Below are 13520 nucleotides of genomic sequence, written 5' to 3'. Positions count from 1 at the left end.
ACGTACACACTTTTTTCAGGGTGAGATATTTTTCTTTGCATCAAGATGAGAGTAGCGAAGTAAGATCAATGTCTGGCGCTGGCTTTAATCATAATCTTATTTTTTCCAGCTTGTTTGGATTTCTTTCCACTAAACTCGCAACTTCAAAATGTGTGCCTTTTGGCAGCGATATGAGGATGAATATACCACAAAACTCTTTATTTACCTATCCAGATATTTCTGTGTATTGCAACGAAATTAATCATCCTGAGGAGGACAAGGATACTAATTTGGAGCCAACGGTAATCATCGAAATCCTCTCACCATCAACTAAAAATTATGATCGAGGTGGAAAGTTTAAATTGTATCGTGATATTCCAACACTAAGAGAGTACATCCTAGTTGATTCTGAATCTATATCGGTTGAGGCCTTTTACCTTAATGACAAACAAAACTGGGAATTAATTGAATATAAATTAATTGAAGATGCTTTAAAGTTTGTTTCAATGGGTTTTGAAATTAAATTGAGTGATATCTACAATCGGGTTAAATTTTAGAAAGATTATTCATTTCTTCTCTTTTTTCTTACCGTAACCCCAGGGGCAATGTTTGCATTTATTTTTACAGCAATAGCCTCGCTTTAAATGATATGCTGATGTAAAAACCATCAATCCATCTTCGTTAAAATAAAAGTCTTCTCCCTCTTTCATAAAAATTATTGAGTGAATTTTGAATTATTGAATGAGTGAATTAATCACTACCATTCGCACTTAAAATGTTCAATCACATACTCATGCTATCATTCATTCATGATCTTAATTTCCAGCTTGCCTTTAAAGTAATCTTTTAGCTGTTTCCCATCGCCGTGTAAAGTCCAAACCTGCTTTGGTTGCACTTTATCAATAGTTTCTAAAATTGCGTTCCAATCTGCATGGTCTGAAATATAAAGTGAAATTCCGTTTTGTTGCTGTAGATTCTTCCATCCCGAAGCGAAAGCACGAACAACATTAATGGCTTTATGATAGCTATGAAAAACCATAGGTGGCACAATATACACTTGGTGTTCATGCTGATTTTTCATCACCTTACGATCGTACATCTTATAATTACCCACCTCCATTCCGAAATCCTCATAAATCTTCACAAATGGCATAATACTATGGTGAACCATTATATTTTTTGTGGAGCAATGTTCATTAAGTAAATGAATAATCCGCTGACTTTTACCCAACGCATAAGCACCCAGCATAATGTTCGCAGTGGTTGCGTTTAAGTTTTTTAATTTCGTCAACTGGAGATGGATGCTTGGTATCAGGATTTGCGAAGGTGCTTTCGGTAATCAAAACATCAGCAGTAATAAATTCAAAAGGTTCACAGGTAACGTCAGGTTCGATTTTATAATCGCCAGTATAAAGGTATTTTATGCCTTGATATTCCATTAAAACTTGCGCCGAACCCAGTATATGACCAGCAGGATAAAAAGTAATGGCTACATCCTTAATTTTAAAAGTTTCGTGGTAATTTTTGACATGGAAATCACCAGCTGCAAACTTACGGTAACGATGTTTCATAAAACTTTGCGTTGCAGCGGTACAATACACATGCTGACTTCCCCCTATCGCATGGTCGCCATGGGCATGAGATACCACGGCCTCGTTAACCGGTTGTTGCGGATCTAAAAAGAAATCACCATAAACACAATATAAACCAGTTGGAGTTATGGTTATAAAATCATCTAAAATCATTTATCAGGATTTTTAAGATTTGAGGATAAACATGATTTTAGTTGAAACATCACTTGGAGAAAATATATTCGTAAATAATAAGATGAATGTTAAATCTGAACGCCAGCAGCAGTGTTTAGAAAATAATGGTGTAAGGATAAGACCTGTTCAATAATTGAATGCGTTTCATCGTTGATAACAAAGTGATTGGCTAACTTAGCTTTTTCTTCATCACTCCATTGCTTGTCCATCCTGGCTTTAACCTGTTCTACTGAAACCTGATCGCGTTGCATTACCCTTGCCAATTTTACTTCAAGCGGTGCAGTTACCAAAATCGTCGTATCGCACATTTTGTAAGAACCACTTTCGAAAAGTAATGCTGCTTCTTTTAGTGTATAGGGAACATTCGGATCAATTGATTCTTCCCATCTATCAAACGCCCTAAATACTGCTGGATGAACCAGGGCATTCAACTTTGCGAGTTCAGCTTCGCTATTAAAAACGATACCCGCAATATGTTTGTTATTCAGTTTTCCATCATCAAAATAACTATTTTTACCAAAGGTTTCTTCAATTCCTGCGATCAGTATTTCGTCCTGAACCATTATATTTTTCGCTTCGGTATCTGCGTAGAAAACAGGAATACCCAAAACCTCAAAAACTTTGCAGACAGTAGTTTTGCCGCTACCAATGCCACCTGTTATACCAATTTTATACATTATTTTTCTACAACAAAATCAACTTTCGACGGGATGACACTAACGAGCTTACAGTAATCCGGAAACTCTGTTATTTTAACTGCGAATTGTTTATGACCTAAATTCTTCCACTCTTCTACATCAACCGTAGCTGTAATAAAATTTGCATTCACTTCAGCATAACTACCCAGCGCAACCAGAAATGTTACCTTAATTTTTTTTGGATATAATTTGATGCTGTTATAATTTGTATTGTTAACGATCTTTAAAGGCACTTCAACAGTTTTTTCGGTAAATTCATCAACCGACAATTTTACTTCCGTTGAGGATGGATAGATACTGACATTTTTATGAATGCTATGCTGTAAACCAATTCTAACTGTGCTACTACTTTGCAGGTTACTGATTTTCAATGTATCAGTTGGCCAAAACTCAATTTTGCTTAACTCTTCCATCGGACCGGCAACTTTTATTTTTTTTGGGCTAAGAATGGTTTCTTTTGCCAAACCATACTGCTTTGCAAATTCCAGCTTGCTAACCAGCCTGACGTCAACATTTTTTACTACCCGTTTTGTGAAATCGAAATATAGCGTATCTGGCTTAACTGAAATAACTTTTTGAGCACTGCCAACCTGTTTATTTACCTGATAAAGCTGATCAGAAAACACAATGAAGTCCTTAGTGTTCAACTGACTGAGATTGACTGAAATAGATGGAGGGCTGATCCTTAGGCGGGCAAATAGCAGCTGCCATCCTGTTCCTTCAACTTCCAAATCGACAGTATCAGATTGCAAAGGATAAAAGGCCCGCTTAGTGGGGTTATTTTTAAAAACAATAACCGTTTTTGCGATATAATTATACTTGTTATTTAACGCCATAAAAAGCCACGCCGCTATAGCCAGAAAAAGGCAGGCTAGAAGTGTAAGTGCACGGCGTCTCTCGACTTGAGTTAATCTGATAAAGGGCATATTGTAAAGTAAACCAACTTTTGTCTAAGTTTTTGTTTCAGGTAACAATTGTTTCAAATGTAGCAAATTAAGTAGTGGCTCAAAAATAATCTAATCAACTAGCTCTTTTTGAAGTCCATCAACATCATAAAATAAAAAGAGGGTGTCCAATTCATTTGAACACCCTCTTCAAAAAAGATAAGCTAAATTATGCTTTTGCTGTAGGTGCTACAACTGCTTTAGTAGCATCTAAAGATACTGCCGATTTATCAAAACGAATTTTTACACCACCTTCAACTTCAATTAGGAAAGTGGTATCATTCATATCAGCAATACGGCCATGAATACCCGCTGTTGTAATAATCTTATCGCCTTTTTTCAATCCTTCGATTAATTTTTTATGGTCTTTTGCTTTTTTAACCTGAGGACGGATCATGAAAAAGTAGAATACTACCGCGATAGCACCTAACATGATTAATTGTCCGTATTGGCCAAATCCACCTGTTGCTTGTAAAATTACTGTTGATGTCATTTCTTATTTATTATATTTATAAAGTTGACCACGGATTATTATAGTGAATCCATCATCATTCAATTTATTATTTTTTGGTGAGTACCTCTCCTACCAAATGTACGGTAGCAATGGTAGGGTTTGCGTTTGAAGTTAACGTAACTACTTTGTCTTGCATGCCCTCTTTACCCTCGCTATTAAAGATCACTTTAATTACACCTTCCTTGCCTGGCAAAATCGGCTCTTTGGGTACTTCAGGAACAGTACAACCACAAGTAGCAGTAGCGTTCGAAATAATTAACGGGCTTTTACCGGTATTTTTAAACTTGAAATCATGCTGGACTTTCTCTCCCTGATTGATTTTTTTAAAATCGAAGATATCGCTCTCGAACACAATTATTGCGGCATCTGGTGAAGAAATTGTGTTGGCCGATGAATCACCGCCGGCAACCGCTGTTGTTGAATTATTAGCGTTGCGACAAGCAGTAAAAGATAAAGCCGCAATTGCAAGGATTAATACTTTTTTCATTTTACTCTTCAATTAAGCCACGACCGATCTTTTTGATCGTATTCGTTTTTTTAAGATCACCTAAAATTTTGTCTAAAATACCGTTTATGAACGAATTACTTTTCGGTGTACTGTAATCTTTTGATAATTCAAGATACTCGTTGATTGTTACTTTTACCGGAATTGATGGGAAATTTAACAACTCACAAATCGCCATTTTCATTAAAATCGTATCCATTAGCGCAATACGCTCCGATTCCCAGTTCTTGGTACGTTCTGCAATCAATTCCTGATACTTAGCATCGTTTTGCAAAGTATAAACAAATAAATCCTGAACAAATTTGCTATCTTCAATCCAGTCGGCACTAATTTCAGTTAATTTATTTTTAAAAGGATCATCGAAAGTAAAGTTCTTCAGTGTTTTAGCAACCATACCCTTCATCACTTCGTGATCTACCTGCCAGTTAATAAATTTCTCTTCAAAAACCTGAATAATCCCCTGATTTTTAAGGATGATTTTTCTGAAAATATATTTGATGATATCTTTTGATGATTCTAAACTTTCGTTTGGATCTGCAAGGTATTCAGCATATTCTTTTGATGCTTTTAAAGAGTTAAATACGGTTTTACGAATTTCCGGATCGAAACCCCAATCAACCTTGTACTTTTTTACTGCTGAAACATACTCAGGGTTTTGCTGCATTAAAACGCTAAACTTATTGTGTAGCAGTTTCATATTTGGATTTAAATCCTCAGCCGTTTTTAGGTGTTTGTTAGCACGTTCTGCAGCATCATTAGCTGTGAACTCGGTAACTTCAACCATTAGTGATAGCATCCAGATGTACATTTCGTACACGCTATCGATGCTTTGCATTAAAGTTTTAAGATCACCTTTAATGTCTTTTTTGTCTGCCATGTGCCATGCAAAAATGTTTTGCAAAGCTTTAATTCTTAAGTGCCTTCTGTTTAACATGAATGTAAGAACGAGTGCGGTTTATAAAACCTGTTTTAATAATTATTTAATATGATGATTTAATTTTTTTAACATCTGCAATACGCTTTTCGGCTATACGATTTGCGGCAATATTTGTTGAGATATTTTCTGCTTTACTCAGTTTGATTACACTGCGTGTGGCATCATAAATATTTTCAGTAAGCTGAACAGTGCGTTTCTTTCCAAAGCCAGTCCACTCTGAATAACAAGAAATCAATCCGCCAGCATTAATTAAATAATCCGGTGCAAAAAGAATTCCTTTTTTCAGTAGTAACTCACTATCTAAAACTTCATCTTTTAACTGATTGTTTGCGGAGCCTGCGATGATTGCAAACTTCATTCTTTCGATAGTTTTGTTATTCACCGTGGCACCCATTGCGCATGGCGCATAAACATCTGCGTCGCAACCAAAAATTTTGTCAGCCTCGATAGGTTTAGCTTTGTATTTACGGGCTACGTAAGTCAATTGTTCCTGATTAATATCGCTAATTAAAACCTCAGCATTTTCCTTTCTCAGTAAAGCAACCAAATGTTCCCCAACATTTCCAATACCCTGTACAACAATGGTTCTGCCAGCCAGCATATCGGTACCGAAAACCTCTTTTACGCTTGCCTTAATACCTAAATAAACGCCTTGAGCAGTAAAGGGAGCAGGATTGCCAGCACCTCCAATTGATTCTGGTACACCAGTTACGTAATTGGTTTCCATACGAATGTATTCCATATCACGCGTATTGGTTCCCATTTCCTCTGCGGTAATGAATTCACCATTCAGGTTTTTAATAAACCTGCCATAGCTACGCATTAAAGTTTCTGTTTTATCTTTACGAGAATCGCCAATGATTACACCTTTGCCGCCACCTAAATTCAAGCCTGTAATGGCAGATTTGTAAGTCATTCCGCGAGATAGACGAAGTGCATCTTCTAAGGCTTCGCCTTCTGTTGCATAACTCCACATCCTTGTTCCGCCTAAAGCAGGACCTAAAGTTGTATCGTGAATGGCAATAATAGCTTTTAAACCTGTATCGGGATCATTACAGAAAACCAATTTTTTATGCCCGTAAGCACTCAATTGCTCTAAAATGGATGAATCTGACGAAGAATTTGCTGGCATAATGAACGTTCGGCTAACCTGCTGCAAAATTAAAATAAAAAACCATTATTACACCTATTTAACGAAACTATAACAAAATTATATCTGCTTTGGCTAAATTTGTCAGGAATGAAACATCTAAGCAGATTAAACAAGTACTTTTTAAAATATAAATGGTGGATTATTCCGGGCAGTATTTTCGTAGTGATCTCGAATATTTTCGGTGTAGTGCCAGCGCAGGTTATCGGCTATGCTGTTGATTTAATTACAGAAAATGTGCAGGTATACAACCTGTTTGATGGATTTAATCGCCAAGAAATTATCTACACTATTTTCAGCAGCAATCTGTTATATTTTGGCCTGCTCGTCATCGCATTATACGTTTTACGTGGATTGTTTCTTTTTTTCATGCGTCAAACCATTATTCTCATGTCCAGGCATATTGAGTTTGATATGAAAAATGACATCTATCAGCACTATCAAAAATTAAGTTTAGGTTTTTACCGCCGGAACAACACTGGCGACTTAATGAATCGGGCTACCGAAGATGTGAATCGTGTTAGAATGTATGTGGGCCCGGCAATTATGTACACCATCAACACGTTTGTGCTTTCAATACTTATCATTTGGTCGATGTTTGATGTGAATTCCAAACTGGCAATTTATTGCCTGCTTCCACTACCTTTTTTGGTCGTCATCATCTACTATGTAAATACCTTGATATTTAAGAAAAGTGGAAAAATACAAGAGCGATTATCAGATTTATCGAGTTTTGTACAAGAACGTTTTTCAGGCATTCGAATCATAAAATCTTACGTACGCGAGGATTACACCCGTAATATGTTCGAAATTCAAAGTAATGATTATAAAAAAGATTCGATGAGCCTGGTGAAGGTTTCAGCGCTTTTTTATCCTACCATGCTGTTATTAATAGGCTTAAGTACCATCCTAACTATTTACATTGGTGGTATTCAGGTCATGAATGGTAGCATTACTGCCGGAAATATTGCAGAGTTTATTATTTACATTAATCAGTTAACCTTCCCGGTAACCATGTTAGGTTGGGTAACTTCGTTAATTCAACGAGCGGCTGCATCTCAAAAGCGGATTAACGAATTTTTGGATATTCCTTCTGATATCCAATCTACAAGTACAGCAGAAAGTGAAATCAATGGCAATATCAGGTTTGAAAATGTAAGTTTCACCTATCCTGATACCGGAATTGAAGCATTGAAAAATGTGAGCTTTCAAATTAACAGCGGAGAATTTGTTGCTATAATTGGAAAAACAGGTTCCGGAAAATCAACATTGGCAAATCTGTTGATGCGAATGTATGATGTTGAAAACGGCAAGATTAGCATTGACGGAGAAAATATAAAATCGCTAAACCTTAAAAATTACCGTAGTCAGATTGGTTTTGTACCACAGGAAGTTTTCCTTTTTTCAGATACCATTAAAAATAATATTGCTTTTGGTTTAGATCAGGTAACGGATGAAGAAGTTCACGATGCAGCAAAAAATGCATCGGTTTATAACAACATCATCGGGTTTGAAGAGAAGTTCCAGACGATGCTTGGTGAACGCGGAATTACATTATCCGGTGGACAAAAACAACGGGTTTCCATTGCAAGAGCATTAATCAAATCGCCGAAAATCTTAATATTTGATGACTGTTTATCAGCTGTTGACACCAAAACTGAAGAAGAGATTCTTCAAAACTTAGGCAAAATTATGTTGGGCAAAACCAGCATATTAATTGCCCACCGTATTTCTACTATAAAAAATGCCGATAAAATACTCGTTCTTGACGACGGAAAATCATCGAGCAAGGCACACATAATGAATTACTTAGCCTGAATGGCAGTTATACCGAACTTTATAATCACCAACTTCTGGAAGAAGAAACGAGAACAATTTAAATTGTATTAAAATTGTATTTTGAACTTTAAATATTTGCTTTATATTTACCGAAACCAAAAACCAACATCAATACCAACCATGGGAGAATTCGACAACAAGGAAAGAGAAGAAGTTTTTTCAAAGAAAGTAAGAGCAGGTAAGAGAACTTATTTCTTCGACGTGAAGGCTACTCGCTCAGGTGATTATTATTTAACAGTTACCGAGAGCAAGAAAAGATTAGAAGACGGTGTATTCGTTAAACACAAAATCTTTTTATACAAAGAAGATTTTGAGAAATTTGCAGAAGGTTTAAACGAAACTGTTGATTACATTAAAACTCACCAGGATGTTGTTGAAAAACGCTATGAATACTCTGAAAATGGAGAACACAGCACTAAAGCAACCGATGATTTTTCATTTTAAGTTAATATAATTTCAATAAAAAGGCCTTTGTTATTTCAACAAAGGCCTTTTTATTTGCATTGGATATATTGAAAATTTACTTAGGCTACGGCCATGCCGGCGCCAACTAAAAATATCATTAAAAAATAGAATGCGATAATGGCTATCGTAACAATACCCCAAAATTTAAAAAGCGATTTTAAATTTGATATTGCCTGATTTAAGTTTTCCTGGTCGCCAAATAATACCCCTTGTTTTCCTTTGTTTGCCACTCTGTTTAATAGTATACTTGGATAAAATAACAGCAAGCCCATTACAAAATAAATTACTGTGATAATTGTAGCTCCGCTAGCGCCCAGTTGCCCCATTTGTGCTGCTATAGCTGGGTTACTATTCACCAATGCAGGGATACTGAATGCAGCAAGAATAATAAAAACAGAAATAACGAAACCTACAACCGAAAGAAACTTGGCCCATTTGGTAATATCGTAAAGATAACTGCGCATGTCTTCGGTAACCACCAATTTTACTTCTTCAGCTTTCTGCTGCTCAAATTCTTCCATCATATGTTTTAATTTTCTATAAACTTAGATAAAATATCCATGTACCACAAATTGCCATCTTAAAATAAAGGTTTAAAAGCTTATCTTTGCCGCCTGAAAAAGGTGAAAGGTGAAAGGTGAAAGGTGAAAGGTGAAAGGTGAAATCGTAAATAATAAAATCAATATAATATAAATGGCATTACAATGTGGTATTGTAGGTTTACCAAATGTTGGAAAATCGACTCTTTTTAACTGTTTATCAAACGCGAAAGCGCAGGCGGCAAACTTTCCGTTTTGTACAATTGAGCCAAATGTTGGCGTAATCACTGTGCCTGATGAGCGTTTAACAAAGCTTGCTGAACTGGTTAAACCAAACAAGGTACAACCAAATACAATTGAAATTGTCGATATCGCAGGTTTAGTAAAAGGGGCTTCAAAAGGTGAAGGTTTAGGCAACCAGTTTCTTGGCAACATCCGTGCTACAAACGCAATTATACACGTTTTACGTTGCTTTGATGATGGAAACGTGATTCACGTAGATGGTTCAGTTGACCCCATTCGCGACAGAGAGATTATTGATACAGAATTGCAGCTTAAAGATTTGGATACTGTTGAAAAACGTATTCAGAAAGTGGAGAAAATGGCTAAAACCGGCGGCGATAAAGATGCAAAACGTACCTATGAAATTTTAACCGTTGTTAAATCGCATTTAGAAAGCGGAAAATCGATCCGTACAGCACCATTGGCCCAGGAAGATTTTGATTTTATCGAAGACTTAGGTCTGTTGACACAAAAACCGGTGATGTATGTTTGCAATGTTGATGAGGCCTCGGTGGTTACAGGAAACAAATATGTAGATCTGGTGAAAGCAAATGTTGCTGATGAAAATGCAGAAGTTTTAGTCATTTCTGCAAAAATTGAGTCAGAAATTGCTGAACTAGAAAGCTATGAAGAGCGCCAGGAATTTTTAGCAGATTTAGGCCTGGATGAATCAGGTGTAAACAAATTAATTCGTGCAGCTTACAAATTATTAAATCTTTATACTTACTTCACCGCAGGTGTGCAAGAAGTTAGGGCCTGGACAATTACCAAAGGTTTTACAGCGCCACAAGCAGCTGGTGTAATCCATACAGATTTTGAAAAAGGATTTATCCGTGCTGAAGTAATAAAATATAATGATTTCGTAACCTTAGGATCAGAAAATGCCTGTAAAGATGCTGGTAAACTAGGTGTAGAAGGTAAAACCTATGTGGTAGAAGATGGTGACATCATGCACTTTAGGTTTAACGTTTAACCCATCCGATTAAGCGACGTTGATAAGTATAAGGCCATTCTTCCGAGTGGCCTTTTTATTTATTTAACCACGGAAACACAAAAGCCACGGAACAATATTGATCGACAATCATCCAGGCCAATTTGCAACTGTAAATAGCAGCATTAACATAGTTAATTAAACCTGATTGCAGTGGCATCCCCAGATTTTTCATCTGGGATATAACGGAAAGCAGGAGCAAAATCAAAAAAAAGCCGTGTAATTGCTTTCCTAAAAATAAATCTGCTGTTATTTAATTTGAATTAAATTGATCTATAATTCCAATCCAAAACCTGCCAATTGCGCTTTGGTATCTTCATACGTGGTGTGGTGAATTCCTTTTAAACCCAATCCTTCAGCAACCTGAACAAAAAGCATTCGGTCATCAATGTATAAACTCGTCTCCACGTCGCTTTGAGAAATATCAATCGCTACTTTAAAAATATCTGCATCCGGTTTGCGGAAATGAACAAAACTTGATGAAACAAAAAAATCAACAAATTCATTCAGTTTGAAAGTATTAATTCGATATTGATTTAATTCTCTCCCCTCGTTGCTGATTACTGCCACTTTCAGGTTATATTTTTTCTTTAAATCACAGATCAAATCAATCATCTCCGGATATGGAAGCGACTTTTTGAACATAAATTCTTTGAAATCATCATAAGTAAACGAACGCTCTTCAAAGAAAACGATACGTTCCAAATATTCATCAAGCGTTAGCTTGCCTACCTCATAAGTATCGAAGGTTAAATGATGGCGTTCTTCCAAATCAACAGAATCGAGATTAAAAAGTACTGCAGCTTCGCCCCTCGCCTGCCTATCCCATCCGTTGGTTAATAAAACCCCTCCAATATCGGTAAACAATGTTGTTATAGTTTTCTGCATCTTATAAATTATTAAAGTAAAATACCGCTTAAAAAAGTATCGCGAATGAGAAATAGATAATTAAACCCGTTACATCTACCAGGGTGGCAACAAAAGGTGTGGAAGACACCGCCGGATCGGCACCAACCTTTTTAAGCAATAAGGGCAACATCGAGCCCATCAAAGTTCCCCAAAGCACTACACCTATTAGCGAGCAGCCTACAACTAAGCCAATTCGGACGTAATGATCGGTAAAGCCTGGCCAAAACAATTGCCAGGTTCCAATTACCGCAAAGCTGAGTAAACACAAAGTACAGCCCAATAAAATTCCTGAAAAAATCTCTCTTCGCATCACGTTCCACCAATCTCTAACGGTTACTTCGCCTAGCGCCATGGCCTGAATAATAAGTGTTGCGGCCTGAGAACCACTATTGCCACCGCTCGAAATAATTAAAGGAATAAAAGTGGCTAAGATTACCACTTGTGCAATTTGATTTTCGAAATTAGACATTGCCGCTATTGTTAGCAGCTCACCAAAAAACAAAACGATTAGCCAAACCACACGTTTTTTATATAGTTCAAAAACAGGCACATCTAAATAAGGTTCATCTAGAGCCTGCGAACCACCAATTTTATGAATATCTTCAGTATATTCTTCGTTGGCAATCCACAGAATATCATCAACAGTTACAATACCAAGAAGAATGTTGTTTTCATCAACTACCGGCAAAGCCACCCGATTGTTCATCCTGAAAATACTAATTGCATCTTCCTGTGGATCATTGGCCCTCAAAGCAATAAAGCGCTTATCTGTCAATTCGCCAATAACGGCTTCAGGATCTGCCAATAAAACTTCGCGAATCCGAATGTCATCTAAAAGCGCTCCGTCTTTATCTATAACGTAAACTACATCTATCGTTTCCGAATTTTTGCCATACCGCCTGATGTGCGCCAAAACTCTGGCAATAGTCCATTCTGGCTTCACAGCAATGTAATCTGGCGTCATTAACCGGCCGATACTGTATTCGTTGTAACCTAAAAGCGCCAGCGATTCTTTACGTTCTTCGGGTGGCAAAAGCGTAATCATTTTTTTTACCACGTCGCCCTTCAACTCACTGAAAAGTGCTGTACGATCATCAGGAGGCAAATCTTTTATGATTTGATTAAGTTTGTTGCCGGTAAGTTTTTTAATAATTCTTTCCTGGGTGGGAAAATCCAGAATCCGGAAAACGTTAACTGCCCGGTTGAGTGAAATCGTTTCGATGAATTTGGCTGCATATTGTGGAAGTTCGTCAATTAATTCCTCCACATCCGAGATATTCAGTTCATCAAGATAACGCTTTAATGCTTTATCATTCTCTTTTTCAAGCAGTTCCTGAACCTCTTCTACAACCAATTCTTCCATAAACAATTATTTATTTTTTACATGCCAAAAGCCTCTATTAACGGTTCGCAAAGGTGCGTTTTTATTTTTAAAAAAGCCAATTTCGAAGTTAAGAGCGCATTAATTTTTAGTAAAGCAAGGTTACTTTAGCTTCGGCTTCTTCAGTCCTTATTTCCGCTTTATCTTTTTCGCTGAAGGGCTCAAAAGGATATCGCTTCAATAAGGTTTATTTCACTTCTTCAAATTGTCTTTTGAATGCTCCGGTTAGCGAAATTTCATTTTTTCGCTAATAAAATTTTTATCAGTGCTCATCGTAAACCTGAATTAAAGCCAGCGTTGTGATTTCAACAGAAATCAATACTTAGGCACTCTATTCTCCTCATTATCACCGCCCGATCTTCAAAAACCAACAGCAAACCAAACCTCTTGTTTGAGCTTGACAAAAACAAAGTTGATTTTACGCTTCATATTACAAGAAACTAACATTTTGATTTTCTATATTTGCACCCTCGCTCCCGTAGTTCAATGGATAGAATTATGGTTTCCGGTACCATCGATATGAGTTCGAATCTCGTCGGGAGCACAAAGAGGCAACATTTCGATGTTGCCTCTTTTTTTCCTATCAATTTTTATTTCTCCACCCACTATTTAAGGTAATTT

General features: G+C 36.7%; 15 protein-coding genes, 1 tRNA gene and 1 pseudogene. 5 read left to right on the top strand and 12 right to left on the bottom strand.

Going from position 1 to position 13520, the window contains the following annotated elements; all coding sequences use genetic code 11:
- A partial coding sequence (locus ON09_RS07665) for a Uma2 family endonuclease (RefSeq protein ID WP_010600475.1) occupies nt 1-536 on the top strand: 536 nt, incomplete at its 5' end.
- 9 nt (nt 537-545) lie between these two features.
- Here ON09_RS07665 and ON09_RS25395 read toward each other — a convergent pair.
- The 9 genes from ON09_RS25395 to ON09_RS07630 form a co-directional block, all read right to left on the bottom strand.
- A complete protein-coding gene (locus ON09_RS25395) occupies nt 546-689 on the bottom strand; it encodes a DUF5522 domain-containing protein (RefSeq protein ID WP_010600474.1) in 144 nt (47 codons plus the stop codon).
- Nucleotides 690-778: 89 nt separating this feature from the next.
- Nucleotides 779-1150: a hypothetical protein gene (locus ON09_RS26600; RefSeq protein ID WP_316927780.1), complete on the bottom strand. Its 372-nt coding sequence runs from the start codon at nt 1148-1150 to the stop codon at nt 779-781.
- A 52-nt stretch (nt 1151-1202) separates the two neighbouring features.
- The gene (locus tag ON09_RS26595; RefSeq protein ID WP_316927779.1) at nt 1203-1724 is read right to left on the bottom strand and encodes a hypothetical protein; all 522 of its coding nucleotides are present in this window, start codon (nt 1722-1724) and stop codon (nt 1203-1205) included.
- A gap of 89 nt (nt 1725-1813) precedes the next feature.
- The gene (gene coaE / locus ON09_RS07655) at nt 1814-2422 is read right to left on the bottom strand and encodes a dephospho-CoA kinase (RefSeq protein ID WP_010600473.1); all 609 of its coding nucleotides are present in this window, start codon (nt 2420-2422) and stop codon (nt 1814-1816) included.
- A complete protein-coding gene (locus ON09_RS07650) occupies nt 2422-3369 on the bottom strand; it encodes a CdaR family protein (protein ID WP_029204188.1) in 948 nt (315 codons plus the stop codon). The genes coaE and ON09_RS07650 overlap by 1 nt, the downstream gene beginning before the upstream one ends.
- Before the next feature lie 187 nt (nt 3370-3556).
- On the bottom strand, nt 3557-3880 hold the full coding sequence (gene yajC, locus ON09_RS07645; RefSeq protein WP_010600471.1) for a preprotein translocase subunit YajC: 324 nt from the start codon (nt 3878-3880) through the stop codon (nt 3557-3559).
- Between the two features lie 67 nt (nt 3881-3947).
- Entirely contained in the window at nt 3948-4388 is a 441-nt protein-coding gene (locus ON09_RS07640; protein WP_039842022.1) for a DUF1573 domain-containing protein, read from the bottom strand.
- Between the two features lies 1 nt (nt 4389).
- Nucleotides 4390-5340 (bottom strand): transcription antitermination factor NusB, encoded by a 951-nt coding sequence (nusB, locus tag ON09_RS07635; protein ID WP_010600469.1) that lies wholly within the window; start codon nt 5338-5340, stop codon nt 4390-4392.
- Nucleotides 5341-5386: 46 nt separating this feature from the next.
- Nucleotides 5387-6475 carry a Glu/Leu/Phe/Val family dehydrogenase gene (locus ON09_RS07630; RefSeq protein ID WP_010600468.1) on the bottom strand — a complete coding sequence of 363 codons (1089 nt, stop codon included), beginning with the start codon at nt 6473-6475 and terminating at the stop codon, nt 5387-5389.
- A gap of 108 nt (nt 6476-6583) precedes the next feature.
- On the opposite strand from ON09_RS07630, the pseudogene ON09_RS07625 reads away from it, so the two are divergent.
- Together ON09_RS07625 and ON09_RS07620 are read left to right on the top strand one after the other, a co-directional pair.
- Nucleotides 6584-8373: pseudogene (locus ON09_RS07625) on the top strand (ABC transporter ATP-binding protein).
- Nucleotides 8374-8452: 79 nt separating this feature from the next.
- Nucleotides 8453-8776, top strand: a complete 324-nt coding sequence (locus ON09_RS07620; RefSeq protein ID WP_010600466.1) for a DUF3276 family protein — start codon at nt 8453-8455, stop codon at nt 8774-8776.
- Nucleotides 8777-8856: 80 nt separating this feature from the next.
- On the opposite strand, the gene ON09_RS07615 is transcribed toward ON09_RS07620, so the two are convergent.
- Nucleotides 8857-9321: a DUF5362 family protein gene (locus ON09_RS07615; protein ID WP_124914839.1), complete on the bottom strand. Its 465-nt coding sequence runs from the start codon at nt 9319-9321 to the stop codon at nt 8857-8859.
- Between the two features lie 169 nt (nt 9322-9490).
- On the opposite strand from ON09_RS07615, the gene ychF reads away from it, so the two are divergent.
- The gene (ychF, locus tag ON09_RS07610) at nt 9491-10591 is read left to right on the top strand and encodes a redox-regulated ATPase YchF (protein WP_010600464.1); all 1101 of its coding nucleotides are present in this window, start codon (nt 9491-9493) and stop codon (nt 10589-10591) included.
- Between the two features lie 291 nt (nt 10592-10882).
- On the opposite strand, the gene ON09_RS07605 is transcribed toward ychF, so the two are convergent.
- Together ON09_RS07605 and mgtE are read right to left on the bottom strand one after the other, a co-directional pair.
- Complete coding sequence (locus ON09_RS07605) at nt 10883-11497, bottom strand: HAD hydrolase-like protein (RefSeq protein ID WP_010600463.1); 615 nt, start codon at nt 11495-11497, stop codon at nt 10883-10885.
- A 28-nt stretch (nt 11498-11525) separates the two neighbouring features.
- The gene (mgtE, locus tag ON09_RS07600) at nt 11526-12881 is read right to left on the bottom strand and encodes a magnesium transporter (protein ID WP_010600462.1); all 1356 of its coding nucleotides are present in this window, start codon (nt 12879-12881) and stop codon (nt 11526-11528) included.
- Nucleotides 12882-13371: 490 nt separating this feature from the next.
- On the opposite strand from mgtE, the gene ON09_RS07595 reads away from it, so the two are divergent.
- Nucleotides 13372-13443: transfer RNA gene (locus ON09_RS07595), tRNA-Arg, on the top strand.
- Nucleotides 13444-13520 lie beyond the last annotated feature (77 nt).

Origin of the sequence: Pedobacter agri PB92 (genome assembly GCF_000258495.1) — a bacterium.
GTDB lineage: Bacteria > Bacteroidota > Bacteroidia > Sphingobacteriales > Sphingobacteriaceae > Pedobacter > Pedobacter agri.
The sequence above is the reverse complement of the archived record's forward strand: the minus strand, read 5'-3'. Positions and strand labels throughout refer to the sequence as shown.